Genomic DNA, 23,554 nt, shown 5'->3' on the forward strand with positions numbered 1-23,554 from the left:
AAGAGTTCAATTTGCCGTAACATAGGGCGGTTGCCGGGTTGGAGCATGCAAAAAATTCCGGGGCTGAGGGCTGGAAATCTCTGTGCAATTTCGTCAGGCACCACATCGGGCAGTACCCGTTCGCCCGCAGGAGCGGCGAACCGGTCACGGTCTTAGGTGATAAAGCCCGGAAACGGCACGCGCAGCGCAGCCCGGTGTACCATTTCCGTCAAGGTAATGATGTCGAACACCGGCCGGTTCAGCTCTGCCTGCAGCGCATGGGCGTAGGGCGGCAGATCGGTGCATTCCAGCACGATCGGGCCGATCTCCGGATTGCGGGCGATCATGCCTTTGGCTGCGGCCAGCAATTCTGCCTCGACCTTGGCCAGATCCATCGCGGTGCGCTCATTGCACAGGATCACGGTTGAGAATTCTTCCGCATCGTCCAGCCCCTGCACCGCAATCGGCGTGTGTTCGGCGCCGACGCCTTGCAGATGGGCCGGCGTCAGGCTGCCGGCGGAGGCGGTGATCACCCCCACCGTGCGCCCGGTCATCAGATGCGCCAGCGGCACCTGGATCAGCGAGGAGACAAACACCGGCACATTCACTGCCGCGGCAATCTCGCGCTGGAAGATCGCCAGAAACCCGCAGGAGCCGGTGATCGCCCGCACGCCCTTGGCCTCCAGCCGCCGGGCCGCCTCGATCAGCCGGTCCTTCATTTCGCCGGTGGGGCTGGCCAGCAGTTTCGGCACGGTGATGCCGTCCAGCATTTCATAAAGCGTGGTGAACTGCAGGCTGGAAGGGTTCTTGATATGGCCGGGAGGTTTGGGGAAATAGCTTTCCAGTGCCAGCACGCCGATGGAAACGCCGCAGATGTTCTGGCCGCCGGGGTGGATGGTCATGTCGTGATCCTTTCATACCGCCGCGCGCGGAACGGCGCGAGGTCTTCGTTCACCGGTGTGCCGCTGACGATATCCGCCACCAGCCGTCCGGTTTTCGGGGCCATCATCAGCCCGTAATGGCTGTGGCCGAAGGCGGCGATCAGGTCTGGAAAGCCCTCAACCTCGCCGATGCAGGGCAGGCTGTCGGGCAGGCTGGGGCGCTGGCCGGACCAGGTGTCCATATCGCCGGCCTGCAAATCGGGCAGCAGCGCACGGGCCAGCTCCGCCAGCCCGTCGAGCCGTTTCTGATTGAGCGGCTGGTCCAGGCCTGCAAATTCGGCCGTGCCGGCCACCCGCAGCCCTTCCTGCATCGAGGAGGCCACAAATTTCATGTCCATATCCATGATCGAGTTGTTCAGCGCGACGCCGGGGTTTTTGAAGGACACATGATAGCCGCGCTCGGATTCCATCGGGATCTTGATGCCCAAGGGCCTCAGCAGCTCCCCGGACCAGACGCCCATCGCCAGCACCAGCTTGGGCGTCCAGTCCTGGCCCGCCTCGGTGGTATAGGTCCAGCCGCCGGTTTGCGCAGGCAGGATGCCCCGCACGGTTTGCTGCAGGATTTCACCGCCCATGGATTGGAGCTTTTCTGCCAGAACGGTGCCGATACGCCCGGGAGAGGTCGCCCGTGCCTGGCCCTTGATCAGGATTGCGGCCTGGAATTCCGGCGTCAGGGCAGGCTCCAGATCGCGCAGCTCAGCTGCGCCAATCCGTTCCATATCTGCGCCGCGCTCGGCCCGCATCCGGTAGTCGACCGAACCCAGATCGGCAGCGTCCGCGCTGCGGAACGCATGAACGTAATAGCTGTCCTGCACCAGATCCTCGTGGCCGGTGCCCGCCAGATGCAGCCGGTACATCTCGACGCAATTGCGGTTCAGCGTGTCCATCGCGTCAGAGATCTGCTGGACCCGCCCCGCGCGCCCTTCCGACAGGAACCGCAGCCCCCAGGGCGCAACCCTGGGCAGGTAGGCGGGTTTCACCGTGACCGGCCCCAGCGGATCAATCAGCCAGCCGGGTACTTTCTTCCACAACCCCGGCATCGATTGCGGCACCACCGACCAGGGCGAGATAATGCCGGCATTGCCAAAGGAGGTCGCCTGACCCGGCGCATCCCGGTCGATCAGCCGGACCTGCAGGCCCCGCTCTGCCAATGACAGGGCCGAGCAGATGCCGACGATCCCGGCGCCCAGAATCGTCACATCGGGGGCGGCGGGGGTGCTCATCGGGCGGCCTCAGCCTGCAGTTTGCGCTGCTGGCCCAGCTGCTGCAGCAGCACCGGCGCCATCACCGCAAGAGCGGCAAGGTCGGAGCCGCCCGAAGGCGCCACCAGCAGCAGCCCGCCAATCGCCATCAGCAACCGCCAAAGCCCCGTGAGCGGTGCCAGGAAATAGGCCGATACCGCGGTGGCGATGGCAAAGACACCTGCTGCACAGGTCACGGTCACCTGCGTGAAGCTGAGCAGGGTGAAATGCTCCGGCAGCACGATCAGCATGGTGGGCGCATAGACAAACACCATCGGCACCATCAGCTTGCCCAGCCCCAGGGTGAAGGCATTCAATCCGGTGCGGAACGGGTTGGATCCTGCAATCCCCGCCGCCGCATAGGCCGAGGCACAGACCGGCGGGGTGATCTCGGATATCACACCGTAGTAGAGCACGAACATATGGGTGGCGAGCGGGGGCACGCCCAGCTGGCTAAGGGCCGGCGTCGCGACGGCGACCAGCATTATATAAAGCGCAGTGGTCGGCAGCCCGGCCCCCATCAGGATGCAGGCCATGGCGATCAGCACCAGCGACAGGAACTGCTGGATCGACGGCTGGCTGAACGCCTCGATCGTGGTCCAGTCCAGCAGCGGCGCAATCGCCGTGGCCATATCCGCCGCGCCGCCGGTGACCATAAAGCCAAGCCGGAAGCCAACGCCGGTGGTGTTGATCACACCCACCACGATGCCCACCGCAGCCGAGGCCGCACCCACCGCCAGCGCATACTGCACACCGACATGGAAGCTGTCGAACAGGTCGCGGAAGCTTTGCCGTTCATTGCGGTGCAGGCAGCCCACCAGCGTCAGCGCGGCCAGCATCCCGGCCATCACCGGCGAATACCCCTCACCGGAATAGGGCGAAGCCTTCCAGAAAATAAACCCAAGCAAGGCCAAGGGCACCAGCAGGGTTGCGGGCTTGTCAAAGGCGCAAAAACCCACCACCACACAAAGGCTAAGGCCGATAAAGGCCGCCATATTCGGCGAATAGCCCGAGAACAGCACCAGAAGCAGCGCAATCAGCGGCACGATGGTGTACCAGCCGTCCTTCCACACTGCCAGGAACTTGGGCAGCTGCTCTTTCGGGTAGGCTGTCAGGCCCAGTTTCTTGGCGGTGAAATGCACAATCGAGATCACCCCGATATAATGCATCAACGCCGGCACAATCGCCGCAATCACGATGGTAGTGTAAGGCACCTCCAGATACTCGGCCATCAGGAAGGACGCCGCCCCCATGATCGGCGGGGTGATCTGCCCGCCTGCCGAGGCCGCGGCCTCAACCCCGCCTGCGAAATGGCCGGGATAGCCCATCTTCTTCATATTGGGGATGGTGAGCGATCCGGTGGAAACCGTGTTGGCAATCGACGAGCCGGAGATGGTGCCGAAAAAAGCCGAGGAGACCACGGATACTTTGGCCGGGCCGCCAGTGTAACGCCCGGCCATGATCATCGCATTATCGACAAAGAACTGCCCCAGCCCCATCCGCTGCGCCACCACACCGAACAGGACAAAGTGGAACACAACGGTGGAGACCACCCACAGCGTCACGCCGAATATGCCTTCGGAGGGGAAATACATGTTGTTGACGAACTGCTGCCAGTTCACACCCGGATGCTTCAGGATCTGCGCGGGCATATAGGGGCCGAACAGCGCGTAAATCATGAACACCAGGATGATCAGCGGCAGCACAAAACCGATGGTGCGCCGCGCGATCTCCAGCACCGTCAAGATCAGCACCGAGCCAAAGAACACGTCCAGGCTGGACGGGTTGCCCTGCCGCAGCGCCTGTTCGGCAATGTCGAACCCGAACATATCGAACCCGCGCCAGCTGACCCAGAGGAACAGCGCCGCCGCCATGCTGAGACCGGTCAGCGCCCAGTCATACAGCGGCACATTGCCGGGGCGCAGTGGATTGGGGCCGCGCCATTCCAGGCTGCGCGCAGATTTGATCAGCGGGAAGCCGACAAAGATGAACAGGAACAGGCCTGCCAGGTGAATGCCCATATGCACATGGTCCACCGGGGTGCCGAACCCGGCCGTCCACAGATGATACAGGGCAAAGGCGATGCTGGCCCAATAGATGAACCCCGTCAGCCTGGGTCCGTTGTCGCGCGTGTTCAGAGCAGAGTCATACTGTTTCTCCAGCTCCTCCAGCGCCTTATTGTCAAGGTGAGTGTCCAGGGACATCGGGGGTTCCAGTCTAGCAGGGTAAACGGCGCGTGCGTCATGCATCCGCGCTATGCGGGCTGCAGGCGGGCAGGGGCGCCGGGAAGCAAAAGGCGGCAGCAAGGCGGACCCTGCTGCCGCAGTTCAGGGGGAAGAGTTACTTCAGCAGGCCGATTTCGCGGTAGAACCGCTCAGCACCCGGATGCAGCGGAACGCCGATGCCCTCAACACCTTCCAGCGCGGTTTCCAGGGTGATCGCCTTGCCTTTGGGGTGGCCGTTGTCCAGCAGTTTGCGGGCGGTATCGGACCACATCGCCTTGGTGATGCCATAGATCAGCTCTTCGTCCATATTGGCATTGGTGACCAGCATGCCGGAAACCGCCACGGTGTTCACGTCATAGTCCACACCCGGATAGGTGCCCGCCGGAATGGTCGAGGGGATGTAGTAAGGCACGGTGGTATTGGCCTGTTTGATCTCTTCGGCGGACCAGTTGTGCAGCTCCATCCCCTTGGTGTTGTCCAGCTGGATCATCGCTGCGACGGGCGTGCCGGCAGCATAGAAATAGGCGTCCAGCTGGCCGTCGGCGATGCGCTCGGCGGATTGGGCGTTGTTCAGCTCGGCCTCATCCATGTTGTCGCGGTTCACTCCGTGGTCGTCCAGAATCAGCTCAACCGCGATCTGGGTGCCAGAGCCGGCCTGGGCGATGCCCACGCGTTTGCCCTTGAGGTCGGCAAGCCCGTCCAGCTTGTGGCCCTCGGGCAGCACCAGATGCAGGTCTTCCGGGAACAGATTGGCGATCACCCGCAGGTCGGGCTTGGCGTTGCCTTCGAACTTGCCGGTGCCGTGATAGGCGAAATGCAGGGTCGCGGCGCCGGACAGGCCTGCTTCCATCTGGCCGTTCTGGATGGCATTCACATTATGCGCCGAGGCATTGGTCGACTGCGCCATCGCCACAAGTCCGGGCACGCCGCAATTGCCGCCTTCGTCACAGGCGCGCGAGCCGGGCGGGTTGGAAATCGCATTGGCAATGATGCCGCCGATCGGGAAGTAAGTGCCGCCCGCGCCGCCGGTGCCGATGCGGAAAAAGGTCATATCCTGTGCGGCTGCAGCACCGGTCAGCATGGTACAGGCCAATGCGGCCCCGGTCAGTTTCTTGAAAATTCCCATAATCTCTTCCCTTGATTATTGGCCGCAGCTTTGCCGCTGCAGCTTTCTCCTCCGATCTTTGCATCATGGAAAAGGAAATGCATAAGTACAAATTTAAAATTATACGGTATGTATAGATTGAATTTATGGTGGCTTAACATGAACTCTCATCAGCTTGCGGTTTTCCACGAGGTCATGAAAACAGGCTCTGTCAGCCAGGCGGCGCGCAACCTGCACCGCACCCAGCCCGCGATCAGCGCTGCCATCAAGGCGCTGGAGGAGGAGCTGGGCCTGACCCTGTTTTTGCGCGAGGGCCGCCGTTTGGTGCCGGTGCCCGAGGCGCAGTATCTGATGGAGGAAGCGACCGAGATCCTGTCGCGGCTGGAAACCGCGCAGCAGAACCTGGCCAATATGCGCGACCGGGTGCAGGGCTCTATCCGGATCGTGGCGATGCCGGGGCCGTCTACCTATCTGCTGCCGGAATTCATCAGCCGCTTTGTGGATGGCAAACCCGAGGTGCGGGTGACGCTGGCTACGCGCTCCTCGCCGCAGGTGCGCAGCCTGGTGGCGGCCGGCAGTTTCGACATCGGCTTTTGCGACATGAGCCGGTTCCGCGGCGACCGCAAGCTGTACACGGCAGAAGAACTGCCCAGCAATTGCCTGTGCGCGGTGCCGGCCGGCCATCCGCTGGCACACCGCGGCGTGATCACCGCCGCGGATCTGAACGGGGTGCCAATGGGCGCGCTGCAGCCGGATCACAACACCTATCAGGCCACCTCGCAGGCGTTTCAGCAGGCGGGGGCCGAATTCAACCTGCGCTATGACGCGCAGTATTTCCTGCCGCTGTTCCATTTCATCGCCGCCGGTCAGGCCTGCGCCATTGTCGATGTCCTCAGCGCTGAAAGCTACCGCTGCAGCAACCCGGATGAGGACCGGATCCGGTTTCTGCCGTTTGAGCCGCAGATCCCTTTTGGCTATTCGATTCTGACCCCCAGCGCGCGGCCGTTGTCGCAATTGGCGGCCAGTTTTGCTACAGCCTGGCGGGAGTACATCCAGAATATACTTGCCTAAGCCGCTGTGCAGGAAAGACAAATCCGTCCGCACAGGACGCCGGAAATTCAGTCTTCACATCTATCTACAGAATTGTATACAGTTAAGAACACGAATCCTGGGCATTCGCTCCAGGACAGATCTCACGACGGCTTAAGGGGGCCCCATGAAAGACTCGATGACCAACGCGCTGACCGGGGCCGAGGCGATGGTGCGCTCTTTGGAGGCGCATGGCGTCACCCATATCTTTGGCCTGTGCGGCGACACCACGCTGCCATTCTATGACGCGATGAACCGGCTGGAGCATGGCATCACCCATGTCCTGACCCGGGATGAGCGCAGTGCCGCCTATATGGCCGACGGGTTTTCCCGCGTGACCGGCCGGGCGGGTGTTTGCGAAGGCCCCTCAGGCGGTGGCGCCACCTACATCCTGCCGGGGCTTATTGAGGCCAATGAGAGCTCTTATGCGGTGCTGGCGATCACCACCGACATCTCGGTCGGCTCTTACGGGAAATACCCGCTGACCGAGGTCAATCAGGAGGTCCTGATGGCGCCGCTGACCAAGTTCAACACGGTGATCAAGCGCGCCGACCACATCCCGCGCATGGTGCGCCAGGCGTTCCGGGCGATGACCACCGGGCGAACCGGCTCGGCGCATCTGGGGCTGCCCTATGACATCCAGTATGACGATGTTCCGGCGGAAGACATTTGGGGTGATACCAAGCACCAAAGCTACCCGTCCTACCGCGCAGCCCCCGAGCCGGGTGCGGCAGAGGCCGCGGTTGAGGCGATCCTTACTGCCAAATCACCGCTGATCGTCTGCGGCGGCGGTGTGGTGATCTCCGGCGCGATGGAGGAGCTGGGCAGGCTTGCCTCCCGTCTCGACATCGCCGTGGGCACCTCGATCTCCGGCAAGGGTTCGCTGGCTGATACGCATCCGCAATCGCTGGGCGTGGTCGGCTCCAACGGCGGCACAGATGAGACCTGGGAGATGATGGAGGGTGCCGATCTGGTCATCTTCATGGGCTGCCGGGCAGGCTCCACCACCACCTCGCGCTGGGAGGCGCCCAAGCCTGGCCGGCGCATCGTGCATTTCGACAACGACCCGATGACCATCGGCGCCAATTACCCGACAGAGGTCGGCGTGGTGGCCGACCTGAAACTAGCGCTGCAGGCGGTCAATGCCTATCTGGACGGACGCAAGGGCGAAGTGCCAACGTTCAGCGGGGCTGCGAAAACCGCCGATATCAAACAGCGCAAATTCGCCAAGTTCGAGGAGCTGGCAAACAGCGCAACCGATCAGGTCCTGCCGGAGCAGATCATCCACGCGCTGAACCGGAACCTGCCCGATGACGCCATCGTGGTCTCCGACCCCGGCACCAGCTGCCCCTATTTCAACGCCTATTCACAGCAGCAGCATCCGGGGCGGCAGTATATCACCAACCGGGCGCATGGCGCCTTGGGCTATGCCTTGTCGGCGTCGCTGGGTGCCTGGTTCGGGCGTCCCGGCTGCAAGGTTGTCGGGATGATGGGCGATGGCTCCTTCAACTTCACCTGCGGCGAGCTGGAAACCGTGGTGCGCTGCAATGCACCGATCACCTATGTGGTGTTCTCCAACGCCAACTTCGGCTGGATCAAGGCCAGCCAGCGCGACGACTGCGATAAGCGGTATTACAATGTGGACTTCAACCGCACCAACCACGCCGCCGTGGCCGAAGCGTTTGGCATCAAGACCTGGCGGGTGGAACACCCTGAGGATCTGGACCCGGCCATCAAAGAAGCCTTTGCCCATGACGGCCCGACCCTGATTGACGTGGTCTGCCAGGCGCTGGAAGAGGCCGCCGCGCCTGTCCGCCGCTGGATGGGGTGATCCGTTCTTAAACCGGGAAATCGGAAGGCCGGGAAACATGCGCTCCCGGCCTTGTTTCTTTCACACGCTGCCCGCTATGAATTCGTGATACCCGAATTCACGAAAGGCGCCATCCCATGGACACACCCACCGCCCCAAAGCCGGCGCCATGCTGCACCTGCGCGGCAACATGCTGTCCGAAGGCGAGCCGGTGGCGCTGCCGCTCACGCAAAGCTCAATGTACCACCTGCCCGGCGACTGGACCGGCGGCCCCAGCTATGGCCGGGCGGACAATGCCACCTGGGAGCAGCTGGAGCACCTGCTGGGCTATCTGGAGGACGCGCCGGCGCTGGCTTTTCCATCCGGCATGGCGGCAATCTCAGCGGCACTGTTTGCCACCGTAAAAGCAGGATCAAAACTGCTGATCCCCTCTGACGGCTATTACGTGACGCGCCGCCTCAGCGAGCGTTTTTTGCAAAATCTGGGCGTGCAGGTCGAACAGCGCCCCACCGCCGGATTTGCCGAGGGCGGATTTGAGGGCATTGACGTTGTTTTTGCAGAGACGCCTTCGAACCCCGGACTGGACCTCTGCGATCTGCGCGCGATTGCTGGTGCGGTCCACGCGGCGGGCGGGCTGCTGATCGTTGACAACACCACCATGACCCCGCTGGGCCAGCGCCCGCTGGAGCTGGGGGCGGATGTGGTTGTGGCCTCCGACACCAAGGCGCCGGGCGGCCATTCCGATGTGCTGATGGGGCATCTGGCCACCCGCAACGCCGGGATCCTTCAGGCTGCACGCGAATGGCGCCAGTTCGGCGGCGGCATTCCCGGCCCGCAGGAGGCCTGGCTGGCGCACCGGGGTTTAGAGACGTTGGAGGTGCGCTTTGACCGGATGTGCAGCACGGCGGAGGTTCTGGCCGAACGGCTGGCGGCGCATCCGCGGGTGCAGGAAATCCGGTTTCCGGGGCTGGCGTCCGACCCCTCTCACGCCCTCGCCAAGCAACAGATGTCCCGGTCCGGCTTCCTGATCTCGGTCACATTGGACAGCGCCGGACAGGCGGATGCATTCATCAACAACTGCCCGCTGATCCGCGCGGCGACGTCGTTTGGCGGGGTGCATACCTCGGCAGAACGCCGCGCCCGCTGGGGCGATGCGGTGGCGCCGGGGTTTATCCGTATCTCGGTTGGCACCGAACCGGCCGAGGAGCTGTGGAGCGCCATGAAGGCTTCGTTGGAGGCGCTTGACGGCTAGGGGTCACGCGAAAAAGACAAGCTGTCCCCGCGGGGACAGCTGGCGGGTGCAGTCCGGCATCCCGGCTTTCCCTGTTTGCGCTTGGGGAAGAGGCTGGGGCAAGCGGGGCGCGGCTTTGACGCGCAATACCCGGCAGCGCGCAAGTGTTTGGCATTGCAGGAGGGTTTCAGGTCAGAGACTGATAAAGCGACGTGATCCAGTTGCTGACTGCTTTCACTTCGTCCCGCTGGCCTGCGCGGTCGTTGATCACCATGTAGTGCGACCGGCGTTTGGGCAATTTGTATGCGGCCGGCGCGGTCACCAGCCCCTGCTCGACGTATTGCCGGGCAAAGCTTTCCAGCACCATTGTTACCCCGTGCCCCGCGGCCACCGTCTGCAGGGCCAGCAGCGAGGAGTCGGCCTTGAGCCAGTCGGCAGTGACCTGCAGGGTCAGCCCGTGCAGGTCTGCCAAGCGGCCCCAGTCGGTTTCGGATCCAATGATCTGCACCACATCGGCGCGGGCCAGATCTTCGATTGAGGGCGTCCTGCCCAGGGTCGCTGCATAGGCGGGGCTGCAGACCGGGATGGCGTTTTCGTGGCCCAGATGCAGGATCCGGGCCTCTTGCCAGTCGCCGGATCCATAGCGGATGTCGATGTCCAGCGCCTCCTCGTCAAAGCGGCTGGACCAGACGGTGGAGGATAGCTGCACGTGAATATCCGGGTGTTCGGCCTGGAACCGGGCCAGTTGCGGCGCGATCACCAGCGCGGCGCAGGAGATCGTCGCACGCAGGCGCACCACCCGCTTGCGTTTCTTGCTGAACAGCCCGGTGGTGGCGCGCTGCATTTCGTCAAAGGATTTGCGGATCGGCTGGGCATAGGCCTGGCCGGTGTCCGTAAGCGCGACGCCGCGGGGCAGGCGTTTGAACAGCTGGGTGTCCAGGTGCTTTTCCAGCAGCCGGATCTGCTGGCTGATGGCAGCGGGGGTCAGGCCCAGCTCCTCGGCGGCGGCAGAAAAACTGCTGAGCCGCCCGGCGGCCTCAAAAGCTTTCAGCCAAGTGACATGGGGCAGATCGGTCATTCATACCTTTAAGCACAGCTTAGCCTTAGGGGCAAAACCCATTGTTTGAATTAACTGTACGCCAATGCGCAAGCTGGCGGCATCAAGGGACCCGGGTTCGCCATGGCACAAACATATGACTTCATTATCGCAGGGGCCGGTTCGGCGGGCTGTGTGCTGGCAGACAAGCTGACAGCGAATGGCCGCTACACTGTGCTGCTAATTGAAGCAGGCGGTACAGACCGGCGGTTTTGGATCAAGGTTCCAGTGGGTTACGGGTTCACCTTTTCGGATCCAGCAGTGAACTGGCGCTATTCGGCGGCACCGGATCCGGGCCTGAACGGGCGCCAGGCCTATTGGCCGCGGGGCAAGGTCCTGGGCGGTTCCAGCTCGATCAACGCGATGGCCTATGTGCGCGGGTTGCCGCATGATTTTGACGACTGGGAAGCGGCTGGCGCCAAGGGCTGGGGCTGGAACAACGTGCGCCGCAGCTATGAAGCGCTGGAATGCCATGATGAGTGGCAGGGCGGCAATCGACGGCTGCGGGGCAAAGGCCCGGTGCGGGTCACCGATCTGAGCGAGCGGATGCATCCTTTTGCCCGGAACTTTCTGGCCGGTGCCCGGGAAATGGGCTGGCCGTTCCTGCCGGATATGAACGCGCGCGCTGAAGCCGGGGCCAATACGCTGCCGGGTGAAGGCATGGGCTATGTGCGCAGCACGGTGAAGGACGGGCGGCGCTGGTCCTCGGCTGACGCCTTCCTAAGGCCCGCAATGAAGCGCGGCAATCTGACCGTGGTCAGCGGCGCGCTGGTGGAAAAGGTGCTGACAGCGGGCGGGCGGGCGACTGGCGTGGCCTACCGGGTGAAGGGCCGGGTGATACAGGCAAAGGCCGCGCGGGAGGTGATCCTGAGCGCTGGCGCGGTGAACTCGCCGCAGCTCCTGCAATTGTCCGGCATCGGCCCGGCAAATCTGCTTCAGCGCCATGGCATCGAGGTCGCCCATGATCTGCCGCAGGTGGGGCAGGGGCTGCAGGATCATCTGGCGGTGTCGCATTTCTTTTGGGCCAATACGGCAACTTTGAACGACAGGCTGGGCAGCTTTGCCGGCCAGATGAAGGCCGGGCTGCGCTATGTGCTGACCCGTAACGGACCCTTAAGCGTTCCGGTGAACCAGTGCAGCGGTTTTGTCCGCACCAAAGGCGCAGCACTGCCGGATGTGCAGATCTACTGCAACCCGGCGTCTTATTCGACTCGCGCCAGCGGCAAGCCGCAGATCGACAAGGACAACGGGTTCCTGCTGTGCGTGCAGCCAAGCCGGCCGACCAGCCGGGGGCAGATCACGATCCAATCCGCCGACCCGGCGCAGGCGCCGCGGATCGAGCCGAACGCGCTGTCAACCGACGAGGATAAGGCAACCGCGGTGCGTGCCAGCCATCTGCTGCAAGCATTGGCGCAGACCCCGGCCATCAAGGCGGTGACGCGGGAGCGGCGGGCGCCGGATATTCTGGAAATGGACGATGCGGCGCTGCTGGAGAATTTCCGGGAACGCGCCGGCAGCGTGTTCCATGCGGCCTGCACCTGCCGGATGGGCAGGGATGCCGCCGACTCGGTGCTGGACGCGCGGCTAAGGGTGCATGGCATGGACGGACTGCGGGTGATTGACGCGTCCGCGTTCCCGAATGTGACCTCGGGCAACACCAATGCGCCTACCATGATGCTGGCGGCGCGTGGCGCGGAACTGGTTCTGGAAGACAATGAAAACAGGCCGTTGGCGGCTGAATGACAGGGAACCCCGTGATGAAACTCGACAAGATCGAAACCTTTGTGTTCGGCAATCCGCCGCCGCGCCACGGCGGGCGGTATTTCATCTTTGTGCGTCTGACCACCGCTTGCGGCATCACCGGAGCGGGGGAGATTTACAACGCCACATTCGGCCCCGATCTGTGCTGTGCGATGGCCGAGGAGATGTTTGCGCGCCAGTTCGCAGGCTGTGATCCGCATCATATCGAGAAGTTGTGGCGCAAATCTTATGGCGCGGGATACACGCTGCGGCCTGACGTGACCGTGATGGGTGTGCTCAGCGGTTTGGAAATGGCCTGCTGGGACATCATCGGCAAGGCAGCCGGCAAGCCGGTTTATGAGCTGATGGGCGGCCAGGTGCACGAGAAACTGCGCAGCTATACCTATTTGTACCCGGCGGACGGCGACGTCTACCCGGACCCGGACACGCCCAATGTCTACAACGACCCTGACATGGCGGCAGAGGCAGCCCTGATACAGGTGGACAAGGGCTTCACCGCGGTGAAGTTCGACCCTGCCGGGCCGTATACGATCTATGACGGGCATCAGCCGCGGCTGGAGGATCTGGAGCGCAGCGAGATGTTCGTCAAACGCATCCGCGAGGCGGTCGGCACCCGCGCCGATCTGTTGTTCGGCACCCATGGCCAATTCACCGTCTCTGGCGCCAAACGCATGGCGCGGCGGCTGGAACCCTATGAGCCGCTGTGGTTCGAGGAGCCGACCACGCCGGAAAACCCCGCCGATATGGCCGAGGTGGCGCGGTTTACTTCGGTGCCGATCTCCACCGGCGAGCGGCTGTGCACCAAGCATGAGTTCGCCCGGGTGCTGGAGGCCGGTGCGGCCTCAATCCTGCAGATGGACCTGGGGCGGGTCGGCGGCCTGCTGGAGGCCAAGAAAATCGCCAGCATGGCCGAAACACGGCAGGCGCAGATCGCGCCGCATCTCTATTGCGGGCCGGTGGTGGCGGCGGCGAATATCCAGATTGCAACCTGCAGTCCGAATTTTCTGATCCTGGAGTCGATCGGCACCTTTGAGGGACCGTATATGTCCTGTCTCAAATCCTCGATCACTTGGGAAGACGGCTATGTGATCCCGTCGGCCGAGCCAGGGCTGGGCGTCGAACTGGACGAGGCCGCAATTGCCGCTAGCCCTTACACCGGCAGCGAATTGCATCTGGAACTGGCGCAGGAGCCGGTGGTGCAATAAGGGGTCCTGCCCCCTAACGCTGACAGCGCCGTTGACTGGCACCGGATCAGCAGCGGCGCCCGCCGGGCGGGTATGACTGCCCTGGCGGCGGCAACCTGTCCGCCGCAAAGACCGCCCCGGCTGCAGAAGCCGGGGCGTCTACCGCTTTGGCGTTAACAGCCGCCTCACCGCTGGCCGGAGGGTCCGGCGGCGTAGAGACAGAGCAGATCATTGGCGATGGTGGCCGCGGCGATGGCGGTGATCTCAGAGATGTCATAGGCCGGCGCGACCTCGACCACGTCCATGCCGGCCACGTCGATGCCCGCCAGCCCGCGGATGATCTCCTGCGCCTGATAAGGGCTAAGGCCGCCAATCACCGGCGTGCCGGTTCCGGGGGCCGAGGCAGGCTCCAGCGCGTCGATGTCGAAGGTGACATAAGTTTTGCTGTCGCCGGTGATGGCGCGGATTTTCTCTGCCACCGCCTCGGGGCCGGTTTTCTGAACCTCGATGGCGTCGATGATGTTCATGCCCATCGGGTCGGGGTTGTGGGTGCGGATGCCGACCTGTACCGAGCGGGCGGGATCCACCAGCCCTTCGCGGATGGCGTGCCACAGCATGGTGCCGTGATCGATACGGCCTTCCTCGTCCGCCCAGGTGTCGGAGTGTGCGTCGAACTGGATCAGGCTGAGGGGCCCGTGTTTCTCCGCATGCGCCTTTAGCAGCGGATAGGTGATGAAATGGTCGCCGCCGATCGACAGCAGCGCTGTATCACTGGCCAGCACATCACGGGCGGCCTGGGTGATCTGGCCCGGCACCTTGTGCGGATAGCCGTAATCGAACTCGCAATCGCCATAATCGACCACCCGCAGCGCCTCGTAGGGGTCCGCCTCCCAGGGCCAGGGTTTCGACCAGGCGATATGACTGGAGCCTGAGCGTACAGCGCGCGGCCCCAGACGGGTGCCGGAGCGGCTGGAGACCGAGAGGTCAAAGGGCACGCCCATCACCGCCACATCCGCGCTGCTGAGGTCGCGTGTATAGCGGCGGCGCATAAAGCTGAGCGCGCCGGCATAGCTGGCCTCGGCAATCACGCCGCGGTCACTGCTGCGGGTGAAAGCCAGGTCGCCCTGTACGGGGTTCACGCTGGAGGTTTCGGTCATCTGGGGCTCCGTTAGGTTGAAATTCCGGTCGGCCCCAGTTTGAAATCCGTTCTTATGCCGGTAAACTTGGCAAAGGACATATATCGATAGGTATAGATTTGAACGCTGCGTTTCCCCATCCTCCGTTGGCCGCCAGCTGGGTGACCGCCCTGGCTGCTATGGCGGAAACACTTGGCACCGACCGCTTTCCCGGTGCGCTGCGGCAAATTCTGTCGCAGTGCTGCAGCTTTGATTCGATGGTCATCTCACGCTATGAGGGCGCGCTGCCGCCTGTCTCCTTGTATCAGGATCTGGATGAGCTGCAGGCGGCGATTACCGTGGAGTTCTATGCCAGCGGCCCCTATCTTCTGGATCCGCTCTATCAGGCCTGCCGCAACGGCTGCACTCCGGGGGCCTACCGGCTGATGGATCTGGCACCAGAGGCGTTCTACCGGTCGGAATACTACCGCGCCTTTTACCGCAAGATCAGCATCAGCGACGAGATCGGCGTGCTGGTACAAGACGGGGCAGAGCGCTGGATCATCGTCTCGCTGGCCCGTTTTTCCCGCCGGCAACGGTTTGAGGCGGCGGATACCGCGCGGCTGAATGCGGTGTTCCAAGTGATCTCAGCTGCGGTTCTGCGGCAATGGGGACAGGCAGAGACGGCAGCACAAGGTTTCCAGAGGCCCGATTGGGAGGACCGGATGCAGACCTTTGGCACCGGCGTCCTTAGCCCGCGGGAACGCGAGGTGGTGCAGCTGGTCCTGCAGGGGCATTCGACACCCTCGGCCGCCGCGTATCTTGGGATTGCAGAGGGCACTGTCAAAGTCCACCGGCATCACGCCTATTCAAAACTGGGAATTGCATCGCAGGCAGAGCTGTTCTCCATGGCCACCCGGCATCTGGCCGGGGCGCGTTAGCTTCGAAAGCAGTGCGGCGGCATTCTGCAGTTTAACCGGACCAGGCCGCCCGCATGAAAAGCGGTCAATTGAGACGGTAAAATCGTGCAGGATGACAAATTAGCGCCATAAATGACCTTAAAACGGTCATTTTGCCACAAAAACTGTTGACCATTTCCACACATTCGCGAAAGTCTGCTCTCAAGCCAGGGCTTTAGGCAGGCTGCTGCGCGGGCAGCCGCAAGTCTACTGGACGGTAATCATTGCCAGCAATCCGGAAACAGGAGACCGCCGGATTGCCTTCGGAGCAAAAGATCATGGGAGTGAAATCAAACCGATGCTGACGACACAGGATTACGCCGGTCACGCCGTTCGGATTGCAGAAATCGCATCTGATGCCGCCCGCGGTTATTTCCGCGGCCGGCTTGGGGTTGAATTCAAGGCGGATGAAAGCCCGGTCACCCAGGCCGACAAGGCGATCGAGGACAAGGTGCGCGCCTATCTGACGCAGCATTTCCCCGGCCACGGCATCCTTGGCGAGGAACATGGCTTTGACGGTGAGGACCGCAACGATGTCTGGATCATCGACCCGATCGACGGCACCCGGTCGTTTCTGGCGGGCCACCCGCTGTTCGGCTTTCTGCTGGGGTATTTGCAGGGCGGCGTCCCTCAGGCCGGGGTGATCGGTATGCCTGCCCTGGGGAGACCTTTCTGGGGGTGCGCGGTGAAGGTGCGACGCTGAACGGCGCTCCGATCCGCGTGTCGGACCAGACCCGGCTGGACCATTCGATCCTGTTCGTCAACGAGGGCGACAAGATCCACCGCGACTATCCGCATTTGTTCGAGCGGCTGATGCGCACCGGCCAGACCCGCCGCTTTGCCTATGACTGCTATCCGCACGCACTGCTGGCGGCAGGCCATGCGGATGCGGTGATCGACTATGACCTGCAGCCCTATGATTACCTGCCGGTGTCAGCGGTCATCGAAGCCGCAGGCGGGGTGATCACCGATTGGGACGGCCTGCCGCTGGGGCTGAACTCGGACGGCCGGGTGATTTCGGCAGCGACTCCGGAACTGCACGGTGAAATGCTGGCGCTGATCAAAGGCTAACCCGGTGGCGGCTGCCTGAACGGGCCGCGTGCCTCTATGCCAGTCAAAAGACCGAAGTGTTGCTTAGAACAATACGCTGCCCGGCGCTTCTGGAAGACCCTCTTTATCCGGGGTCTCCAGGTAGTTGCGCACGGTGGGGTCGATCCGCGGGCTGCGGACCGGGTAGACACCGCAGGCGGCAATCGCCTCGCGCGCCGAGACCCGCTCATCCAGGCGCTTCCAGATCGCCCGCGCCGCATAGGGGCGCGGAAACGGCCGCCAGGCCACCCCCATGGTCATGCCGCGCAGGTACTTCAGCTGCTGACGGTGGGCCGAAAACAGGATGGTCTGCGCCACGCTGCCCTCGCGGGCGCGCTCATGCTCGGTGATGAACAGCCGGTTGCCGCGCAGGGTGACCATGCCTTCGTACCGCGAAATCTGCCGGATGCTTTGCTCGGGATCATGGGCGATTTCCAGGTTGCGGGACAGGATGTACCCGTCCTGCTCAATAAACCGGGTCAGCGAGCAGAAGATCCCCTCGTCCCAGGACGGGGTGCGGAAATAGGCGTGGTAAAAGCCCAGGTAGCGCTTGAGATTGCGCTGCTGGCCGCGGAACGGCGACAGGAACCGGTCTGCCGGGCTGTGCTGCACCGGGCCTGCGGCTGCCTCCAGCCGGGTTTCGAATTCAGCGTTCGCGGTGAACAGCTGCGCCTCCGGGATCGAGAAATACCGGGCGATCCGGCGCAGGTTGTGGGCGGCGGGCAGGCTGCTGCCATTAAGGTAGCGGTTGAATTGCTGGCGGTTGATTCCGATCTCGCGGCAGATCTGCGCGATGCTGCCATGTTCGGCGCAAAGCGAGCGCAGGTTTTCTGAAAAACTTTCCGGCAATGCCCAGTATCCTTCGCAAATTGACGCTGGTTAGTGTCTTAAAGCGTCAGTTCGCGCATGTTTGCACAGTTCCGTATTTGAAGAAACCGGGTTTTCTAGAAGGACCGTAACCCAGCCAGAGACCGCAATGCCCGCTGCAAGCACCCTTCATCACTGGATCCCGATGCCGGATGGGCGCCGTCTTGCGGCACGCCTGTGGCTGCCGGAGGGCACCGGTGACAGCGAGGGCGATTTTGATGACGAATTTTCCGAACAGGAATTGTGCGACGTCAAGGCCGTGCTGGCCATCACCGGCCGGGCCGGCACGTGGGAGCGCCGCTATCCGCATCTGTCCAAGCAGGCAGGTCGCCATCGATACAGAAAGCACCATGTTTTGCGACGGGCAGAGTTTCTATCTGACCCGCAAATTGCGCGCCACCGAAGGCGCGGATGAAACGGAAGTCCTGACAAAGGAATGGGCTGAAACCCTTCCGCGCGGGCTTCTTTGATCTGATCTTAAGGGAGGAAACCATGAAGATCGAATGGACCAAAGCGCCGGTGGGGCGCCGCAATTTTCTGAAAGGCGCAACCGCGCTTGGGGCGGCGGCTGCGCTGCCGATGGGCCTGGGCGGCCGCGCCATGGCGGCAGAGGGCGGCACGCTGCGGGTGCGCTCCTACGGTGATTTGCAAAGCATCGACCCGGCGTTTTCCAAGGGCGTGATCGACGAGGAAATCCACGCCTCGATCTACAACAAGCTGATCCAGTACAAGCCCGGCCGCGAATGGGATTGGCAAATGGACGCCGCCGCGATGATCGAACAGGGCGACGAGACCCATATCAAATTCGCGCTGCGCGATGATATCGGGTTCACAAACGGCTTTGGCGCGATGACCGCGGAAGACGTGAAATACAGCTTTGAACGCATCGTCGCGGATGAGACGGAAAGCCCGAACAAGCCCGACATGGGCCCGCTGAGCCACGTCGAAGTGACCGGCGAGCGTGAGGGCACCATCGTGCTGAAGGAACCCTTTGCGCCGCTGTGGAGCATTGCGCTGCCCTATATCACCGGCAACATCGTGTCGAAAAAGGCCTGGGAAGCGGCTGGCGGCAAGGCAACCACTGATCCGCTGGCGGAATCCGGTCCCTACCTGCGTGACAGCTGGTCGCCCAAGGAAAAAACCGTGCTGAAGCGCAATCCGGACTGGAAAGGCGACGCGCCCGCCTGGGATACCATTGAGATCCTGCCGATTGACGACGAAAACACAGCCGAGATCGCCTTTGAGGCGGGTGAGCTGGACTTTACCCGCGTCTCATTGGGGTCGGTTCAGCGTTACCGCGACGGGGTGCCGAATGGCGGCACGCTGCTGGAATACCCGTCGCTCTATTACACCTGGCTGGGCATGAACCTGGATCACCCCAAGCTGCAGAATAAGAAACTGCGGCAGGCAATCCAGCACGCGATTGATGTGCCCTCGGTGCTGGAGGCCGCCTATTTCGGCGCTGTGGACCCCTCCACCGGCATCATCGCGCCGGGCCTTGCGGGCAACCGCCCGCAGTCGCTGGTGCCGCCGCAGGCGGATTTTGCAAAAGCAGCAGAGCTACTGGCCGAATCCGGCGAGACCAACGTGACGCTGAAGCTCGACACGCTGAACAAGACCACCTTCACCACCGCGGCGCAGGTCATTCAGGCAACGCTGGCGCAGATCGGCATCACGGTTGAGGTCAACGTGCTGGAATCCGGCGCCTTCTGGGCCAGTGCAGACAACGAAGACCTGCAGCTGGTGCTGAACCGCTACTCAATGACACCGGACCCGTATTACGCAACCTCGTGGTTCATTACTGACCAGATCGGCCACTGGAACTGGGAACAGTTCAGCAATGAGGAATTCGACAAGATCCACACCGAAGCCTCGCAGCTGACCGACCAGGCCAAGCGGGACGAGTTGTACCGGCGGGCGCAGGACGTAATGGAGGAAAGCGGCGCCTACCGCTTCCTGACCCATGAGGCGACACCGGTGGTGCATTCGGCGGGTGTTGCGCCGGCACTGCGGCCCGACGGGCTTGCACTGCTGCGCTACTTCGGCAAGGCCTGATCCTCCCCAGGGCCTGACCGACTGGCACGGCTGCAATTCGCGGTGCAGCCGTGCCGATTTCCTCCGCACAGCGAGAACAAGGGAGCCATGCGGCCATGTTACTTTATGCACTCCGGCGCTTCGGGCTGGCACTGCTGATCCTGATCGTGGCGGTCACCGTCATGTTCCTGATGATCCGCGCCGTGCCCGGCGATCCGGTCCAGATCATGCTCGGCCCGCGCGCCACACCAGAACTGCAGGCGCGGCTGACGGCCGAGCTGGCGCTGGACCAGCCGATCTGGAAACAGCTCGTCATCTTTTACGGCAACCTTTTGCAGGGCGATCTGGGAATTGACGTGTTCTCGGGGCGCTCGGTGACCGACATTGTGTTCCAGCAATTGCCGCATACCCTGTGGCTGATCCTGGGATCGATCATCTGGTCCGCCACTCTGGGCATCGGGCTGGGGGCCTATGCGGCGGCGCATCCCAACACGCTGATCGACCGGATCACCGCCGCGATTTCCGTCAGTTTTGTTGCCGCGCCTGCCTTTGTTGTGGCGCTGCTGTCGCTGCTGGTCTTTGCAGTGCATCTGCAGTGGTTCCCGGCCATCGGCGCCGGCGAAGGGTTCTGGGACCGCCTCAACCACCTGGTGCTGCCGGCCTTTGCCATCGGCCTTAGCTGGGTCGGCTATATCGCCCGGCTGGTGCGCGCCTCAATGTTGGAGGTGATGGGCGAAAGCCACATCCGCACCGCCCGCGCCTTTGGCATCAACGAACGCCGGGTGGTGCTGGTCTATGCGCTGCGCATCGCCATTCTGCCGGTGGTCACGGTGATCGGCGTCGGCATGGGGTTCCTTTTGTCTTCCGCCGTCTTTGCCGAGATCGTCTTTGCCCGCCCCGGGCTGGGCAAGCTGGTGATCGACAGCATCACCACCCGCAATTACCCGATCGTGATGGGATCGGTGCTGATCTCAACTGGCCTGTTTGTGGTTTCCACCGCGCTGGCTGATCTGATCAACGCCTGGCTCGATCCCCGCGCCCGCACAGCGCATTAAGGAGGGCGTTATGACCAAATCCCGTTCCGAACTGGGCCAGATCATCCACGGCGTCGCCCGCGACCCGCTGGGGCTGATGGGGCTGATCATTGTCGGCACCATTGTGTTCTGCGCCGTCTTTGCCATCTGGATCGTGCCCTATGATCCAGTGGCGATGAACATCAAGGACCGCCTGCAAGGCCCGTCCGCCGCCCATATCCTGGGCACCGACCAGCTGGGCCGCGATACGTTCTCGCGCGTCGTCATGGGCGGCCAAGTGGCGCTGAAAGTGGCGCTGCCCGCGGTATTCGGCGCCATGGCCATCGGCCTGACGCTGGGGATGATCGCAGGCTACGGGCCGAAATGGCTCGACAACCTGCTGATGCTGTTCTTTGACACCATCCGGTCCTTTCCCACGGTGATGTTTGCCCTGGCCGTGGTGGCGCTGGTGGGGCCAAGCCTGCAGACGGTGGTTGTGGTGGTCATGGCGACGTCGATCCCGACCTATGGCCGGGTGGCGCGAACCCAGACGCTGACCCTGCGCAATTCCGAATTCATTCTGGCCGAACGCTCGATGGGGGCCAGCATGAAGCGCATTCTGGGCGTGCATATGCTGCCCAATATCGTCGGCGTGCTGGCGGTGCTGGCGGCGATGGATATCCCCACCGTGATCGCGCTGGAGGCCGGGCTGTCCTTCCTTGGCCTTGGGGTGAAACCGCCGACGCCCAGCTGGGGCGCGCTGCTGAAAGACGGCTATTCGCTGATCCGCCAGACGCCGTGGCTGGTGGTGGGCGGGGGCTTGCCGATCATTCTGGCAACGCTTGGCTTCACCTTTCTGGGCGAGAGCCTGCGCGACGTGGTTGACCCGAAACTGAGGAAACAGCGATGACTGATACTCTTCTGGAAATCGACCGCCTCAGCGTCGACTATGAAACCGCCCGCGGCGACCTGCGCGCCTTGCGCGATATCAGCTTTGATGTGCGCAAAGGCGAGATCGTCGGCATCGTCGGCGAGTCGGGATGCGGCAAATCCACCCTGATCTCATCCATTCTGCGGCTGACCGCGCCGAACACCCGGTTCCGTCAGGGCGAGGTGCGGTTCAAGGGCGAAGACCTGCTGCAACTGCCGGAGCGCAAGATGCGGGATCTGCGCGGCGCCGATATCTCTATCGTGTTCCAGGACCCGATGCAGACCCACAATCCGGTGCTGTCGATCGGCCAGCAGATGCTGGATATCCAGCACCGCTCCAAGGCGTCAAAACCCGACAAACGGGCGCGCGCCGCGCAGATGCTGGGCGCCGTTGGCATCCCGGATCCGGAGGCCCGGCTGGATCAGTTCCCGCATGAATTCTCCGGCGGCATGCGGCAGCGGATTGCCATCGCCATGGCGCTGATGTCGGAGCCCGATCTGCTGATCGCGGATGAGCCGACAACAGCGCTGGATGCCACGCTGGAGGTGCAGATCATCGAGCGCCTGCAAGAGCTGCAGCAGGAATTCGACTGCGCCATCCTGTTCATCTCGCATCATCTGGGGGTGATTGCCGAGCTCTGCGACCGGGTGGTGGTGATGTACGCCGGCGCGGTGATTGAAAGCGGCGACGTGCGCGAGATCTTCCACGATCCCAAGCATCCCTACACCCGCCGTCTGATCGACTGCGACCCCGGCCACATCAAGGAACGCGCCCGGGTTCTGCCCACCATCCCCGGCGAGGTGCCGGATCTGGCCAACCTGCCCGGCGGCTGCATCTTCCGCGACCGCTGCGACCAGGCAATGCCGCGCTGTGCCGCCGAGGTGCCGCCGCTGGCGCAACTGAAAGAAGGCCACCACGCGGCCTGCTGGCTGAACCATGAGGAGGCCGCGACATGAGCCTGCTGGATGTCAAAAACCTCAAGACCAGCTATGGGCCGGTCAATGTGCTGGCCGGTGTCAGCTTTACCGTTGAACCCGGCGAAACTTATGCGCTGGTTGGTGAAAGCGGCTCTGGCAAGACCACGGTGATCCGGGCGATTGCCGGGATGGCGCCGGCACAGGAGGGGTCCGTCAAATTCGACGGCCAGGAAATCCGCGGTGCCTCGGAACGGGAACTGCGGCCCCTGCGCAAGGACATCGCGATGATGTTCCAGGACCCGGTCGGCAGCCTGTCGCCGCGCCTGACCATCCGCAGCCTGATCACCGAACCCTACCGCATCCAGGGCATGAAGGACCGCGATTTGGACGCCGAGGCCAAGCGCCTTTTGGAAATGGTGAACCTGCCCGCGCATTTTGCCGACCGTTATCCCTATCAGCTGTCGGGCGGGCAGGCACGGCGGGTGGGCGTCGCCCGCGCGCTGGCGCTGGAACCCAAACTGATCCTGGCGGATGAACCCACCGCAGGGCTTGACGTGTCGGTGCAAGGGGAACTGCTGAACCTGATGAACGACCTGCGGGAGCGGCTGGGACTGGCGATGGTGATCATCACCCATAACCTGAACGTGGTGCGTCATGTGGCGGACCGGATGGGCATCCTTTATCTGGGCCGCCTGGTCGAGGAAGGCACCACCGAGGCGATCTTTAAGCACCCGCGCCACCCCTACACCCGCTGCCTGCTGAGCGCGAACCCGGAACCCGATCCCGACGCACGGCTGGAACGCATCGCCCTGAAAGGCGAGCCGCCCAGCCTGCTCAAACGCCCCTCGGGCTGCGAGTTCCGCGAACGCTGTCCGTTTGCCCAGGAGTTCTGCATCCAGACCCCGCAATGGGAGGTCGAAAACGGCCACGGGCTGCGCTGCCTGGCGCCTCTCGGCTGACATCCTGC

Annotated in this window: 19 protein-coding genes and 1 pseudogene; 13 read left to right on the plus strand and 7 right to left on the minus strand. The window is 63.1% G+C overall.

Annotated features, from left to right (window positions below):
- Positions 1-152: 152 nt before the first annotated feature.
- The 4 genes from ETW23_RS22745 to ETW23_RS22760 form a co-directional block, all read right to left on the minus strand.
- Positions 153-881 carry an aspartate/glutamate racemase family protein gene (locus ETW23_RS22745; RefSeq protein ID WP_134831534.1) on the minus strand — a complete coding sequence of 243 codons (729 nt, stop codon included), beginning with the start codon at positions 879-881 and terminating at the stop codon, positions 153-155.
- Positions 878-2,143 carry an FAD-binding oxidoreductase gene (locus ETW23_RS22750; protein ID WP_134831535.1) on the minus strand — a complete coding sequence of 422 codons (1,266 nt, stop codon included), beginning with the start codon at positions 2,141-2,143 and terminating at the stop codon, positions 878-880. The genes ETW23_RS22745 and ETW23_RS22750 overlap by 4 nt, the downstream gene beginning before the upstream one ends.
- The gene (locus ETW23_RS22755; RefSeq protein WP_134831536.1) at positions 2,140-4,365 is read right to left on the minus strand and encodes a TRAP transporter permease; all 2,226 of its coding nucleotides are present in this window, start codon (positions 4,363-4,365) and stop codon (positions 2,140-2,142) included. Before ETW23_RS22755 ends, ETW23_RS22750 begins: the two co-directional genes overlap by 4 nt.
- A gap of 136 nt (positions 4,366-4,501) precedes the next feature.
- Positions 4,502-5,512: a TAXI family TRAP transporter solute-binding subunit gene (locus ETW23_RS22760; protein ID WP_129373045.1), complete on the minus strand. Its 1,011-nt coding sequence runs from the start codon at positions 5,510-5,512 to the stop codon at positions 4,502-4,504.
- Between the two features lie 138 nt (positions 5,513-5,650).
- On the opposite strand from ETW23_RS22760, the gene ETW23_RS22765 reads away from it, so the two are divergent.
- The 3 genes from ETW23_RS22765 to ETW23_RS22775 all read left to right on the plus strand — a co-directional run bounded on the left by ETW23_RS22765 (position 5,651) and on the right by ETW23_RS22775 (position 9,642).
- Positions 5,651-6,562, plus strand: a complete 912-nt coding sequence (locus tag ETW23_RS22765; protein ID WP_134831537.1) for a LysR family transcriptional regulator — start codon at positions 5,651-5,653, stop codon at positions 6,560-6,562.
- Positions 6,563-6,719: 157 nt separating this feature from the next.
- The gene (locus tag ETW23_RS22770) at positions 6,720-8,411 is read left to right on the plus strand and encodes a thiamine pyrophosphate-binding protein (protein ID WP_134831579.1); all 1,692 of its coding nucleotides are present in this window, start codon (positions 6,720-6,722) and stop codon (positions 8,409-8,411) included.
- A 148-nt stretch (positions 8,412-8,559) separates the two neighbouring features.
- On the plus strand, positions 8,560-9,642 hold the full coding sequence (locus ETW23_RS22775) for a cystathionine gamma-lyase (RefSeq protein ID WP_134831538.1): 1,083 nt from the start codon (positions 8,560-8,562) through the stop codon (positions 9,640-9,642).
- 166 nt (positions 9,643-9,808) lie between these two features.
- Here ETW23_RS22775 and ETW23_RS22780 read toward each other — a convergent pair whose 3' ends face one another.
- Positions 9,809-10,699, minus strand: coding sequence for a LysR substrate-binding domain-containing protein (locus ETW23_RS22780; protein ID WP_134831539.1), 891 nt, complete (start codon positions 10,697-10,699; stop codon positions 9,809-9,811).
- 102 nt (positions 10,700-10,801) lie between these two features.
- On the opposite strand from ETW23_RS22780, the gene ETW23_RS22785 reads away from it, so the two are divergent.
- Together ETW23_RS22785 and ETW23_RS22790 are read left to right on the plus strand one after the other, a co-directional pair.
- On the plus strand, positions 10,802-12,460 hold the full coding sequence (locus ETW23_RS22785) for a GMC family oxidoreductase (protein ID WP_134831540.1): 1,659 nt from the start codon (positions 10,802-10,804) through the stop codon (positions 12,458-12,460).
- Positions 12,461-12,474: 14 nt separating this feature from the next.
- The gene (locus ETW23_RS22790) at positions 12,475-13,683 is read left to right on the plus strand and encodes a mandelate racemase/muconate lactonizing enzyme family protein (RefSeq protein ID WP_134831580.1); all 1,209 of its coding nucleotides are present in this window, start codon (positions 12,475-12,477) and stop codon (positions 13,681-13,683) included.
- Positions 13,684-13,847: 164 nt separating this feature from the next.
- On the opposite strand, the gene speB is transcribed toward ETW23_RS22790, so the two are convergent.
- Entirely contained in the window at positions 13,848-14,819 is a 972-nt protein-coding gene (gene speB / locus ETW23_RS22795; RefSeq protein ID WP_134831541.1) for an agmatinase, read from the minus strand.
- Between the two features lie 140 nt (positions 14,820-14,959).
- Here speB and ETW23_RS22800 point away from each other — a divergent pair, with 140 nt between their 5' ends.
- Together ETW23_RS22800 and ETW23_RS22805 are read left to right on the plus strand one after the other, a co-directional pair.
- The gene (locus ETW23_RS22800; protein WP_254695251.1) at positions 14,960-15,718 is read left to right on the plus strand and encodes a LuxR family transcriptional regulator; all 759 of its coding nucleotides are present in this window, start codon (positions 14,960-14,962) and stop codon (positions 15,716-15,718) included.
- A 316-nt stretch (positions 15,719-16,034) separates the two neighbouring features.
- A pseudogene (locus ETW23_RS22805) lies at positions 16,035-16,807 on the plus strand (inositol monophosphatase family protein).
- A gap of 63 nt (positions 16,808-16,870) precedes the next feature.
- On the opposite strand, the gene ETW23_RS22810 reads toward ETW23_RS22805, so the two are convergent.
- The gene (locus ETW23_RS22810) at positions 16,871-17,674 is read right to left on the minus strand and encodes a helix-turn-helix transcriptional regulator (RefSeq protein WP_134831542.1); all 804 of its coding nucleotides are present in this window, start codon (positions 17,672-17,674) and stop codon (positions 16,871-16,873) included.
- A 127-nt stretch (positions 17,675-17,801) separates the two neighbouring features.
- Between ETW23_RS22810 and ETW23_RS22815 the strand changes: the two genes are divergently transcribed.
- The 6 genes from ETW23_RS22815 (at position 17,802) to ETW23_RS22840 (ending at position 23,546) form a co-directional block, all read left to right on the plus strand.
- Positions 17,802-18,107 (plus strand): hypothetical protein, encoded by a 306-nt coding sequence (locus ETW23_RS22815; protein ID WP_134831543.1) that lies wholly within the window; start codon positions 17,802-17,804, stop codon positions 18,105-18,107.
- A gap of 77 nt (positions 18,108-18,184) precedes the next feature.
- A complete protein-coding gene (locus tag ETW23_RS22820) occupies positions 18,185-19,747 on the plus strand; it encodes an ABC transporter substrate-binding protein (protein WP_134831544.1) in 1,563 nt (520 codons plus the stop codon).
- A gap of 95 nt (positions 19,748-19,842) precedes the next feature.
- On the plus strand, positions 19,843-20,781 hold the full coding sequence (locus ETW23_RS22825) for an ABC transporter permease (protein WP_129373034.1): 939 nt from the start codon (positions 19,843-19,845) through the stop codon (positions 20,779-20,781).
- A 10-nt stretch (positions 20,782-20,791) separates the two neighbouring features.
- Positions 20,792-21,649, plus strand: coding sequence for an ABC transporter permease (locus tag ETW23_RS22830; RefSeq protein WP_129373033.1), 858 nt, complete (start codon positions 20,792-20,794; stop codon positions 21,647-21,649).
- On the plus strand, positions 21,646-22,626 hold the full coding sequence (locus ETW23_RS22835) for an ABC transporter ATP-binding protein (protein ID WP_134831545.1): 981 nt from the start codon (positions 21,646-21,648) through the stop codon (positions 22,624-22,626). The genes ETW23_RS22830 and ETW23_RS22835 overlap by 4 nt, the downstream gene beginning before the upstream one ends.
- Positions 22,623-23,546: an ABC transporter ATP-binding protein gene (locus ETW23_RS22840; RefSeq protein WP_129373031.1), complete on the plus strand. Its 924-nt coding sequence runs from the start codon at positions 22,623-22,625 to the stop codon at positions 23,544-23,546. Before ETW23_RS22835 ends, ETW23_RS22840 begins: the two co-directional genes overlap by 4 nt.
- Positions 23,547-23,554 lie beyond the last annotated feature (8 nt).

It is taken from the genome of Leisingera sp. NJS201 (assembly GCF_004535885.1).
In the GTDB taxonomy this organism is placed as follows: Bacteria; Pseudomonadota; Alphaproteobacteria; order Rhodobacterales; family Rhodobacteraceae; genus Leisingera.

What these genes read in the sequence shown, in the direction of transcription:
- ETW23_RS22840 (WP_129373031.1), top strand. Translation starts at nt 22,623, where the DNA reads ATGAGCCTGCTGGATGTCAAAAACCTCAAGACCAGCTATGGGCCGGTC.
- ETW23_RS22745 (WP_134831534.1), bottom strand. Translation starts at nt 881, where the DNA reads ATGACCATCCACCCCGGCGGCCAGAACATCTGCGGCGTTTCCATCGGC.
- ETW23_RS22825 (WP_129373034.1), top strand. Translation starts at nt 19,843, where the DNA reads ATGTTACTTTATGCACTCCGGCGCTTCGGGCTGGCACTGCTGATCCTG.
- ETW23_RS22755 (WP_134831536.1), bottom strand. Translation starts at nt 4,365, where the DNA reads ATGTCCCTGGACACTCACCTTGACAATAAGGCGCTGGAGGAGCTGGAG.
- ETW23_RS22835 (WP_134831545.1), top strand. Translation starts at nt 21,646, where the DNA reads ATGACTGATACTCTTCTGGAAATCGACCGCCTCAGCGTCGACTATGAA.
- ETW23_RS22820 (WP_134831544.1), top strand. Translation starts at nt 18,185, where the DNA reads ATGAAGATCGAATGGACCAAAGCGCCGGTGGGGCGCCGCAATTTTCTG.
- ETW23_RS22750 (WP_134831535.1), bottom strand. Translation starts at nt 2,143, where the DNA reads ATGAGCACCCCCGCCGCCCCCGATGTGACGATTCTGGGCGCCGGGATC.
- ETW23_RS22830 (WP_129373033.1), top strand. Translation starts at nt 20,792, where the DNA reads ATGACCAAATCCCGTTCCGAACTGGGCCAGATCATCCACGGCGTCGCC.
- ETW23_RS22775 (WP_134831538.1), top strand. Translation starts at nt 8,560, where the DNA reads ATGCTGCACCTGCGCGGCAACATGCTGTCCGAAGGCGAGCCGGTGGCG.
- ETW23_RS22765 (WP_134831537.1), top strand. Translation starts at nt 5,651, where the DNA reads ATGAACTCTCATCAGCTTGCGGTTTTCCACGAGGTCATGAAAACAGGC.
- ETW23_RS22760 (WP_129373045.1), bottom strand. Translation starts at nt 5,512, where the DNA reads ATGGGAATTTTCAAGAAACTGACCGGGGCCGCATTGGCCTGTACCATG.
- ETW23_RS22790 (WP_134831580.1), top strand. Translation starts at nt 12,475, where the DNA reads ATGAAACTCGACAAGATCGAAACCTTTGTGTTCGGCAATCCGCCGCCG.
- speB (WP_134831541.1), bottom strand. Translation starts at nt 14,819, where the DNA reads ATGACCGAAACCTCCAGCGTGAACCCCGTACAGGGCGACCTGGCTTTC.
- ETW23_RS22785 (WP_134831540.1), top strand. Translation starts at nt 10,802, where the DNA reads ATGGCACAAACATATGACTTCATTATCGCAGGGGCCGGTTCGGCGGGC.
- ETW23_RS22770 (WP_134831579.1), top strand. Translation starts at nt 6,720, where the DNA reads ATGACCAACGCGCTGACCGGGGCCGAGGCGATGGTGCGCTCTTTGGAG.
- ETW23_RS22780 (WP_134831539.1), bottom strand. Translation starts at nt 10,699, where the DNA reads ATGACCGATCTGCCCCATGTCACTTGGCTGAAAGCTTTTGAGGCCGCC.
- ETW23_RS22815 (WP_134831543.1), top strand. Translation starts at nt 17,802, where the DNA reads ATGCCCGCTGCAAGCACCCTTCATCACTGGATCCCGATGCCGGATGGG.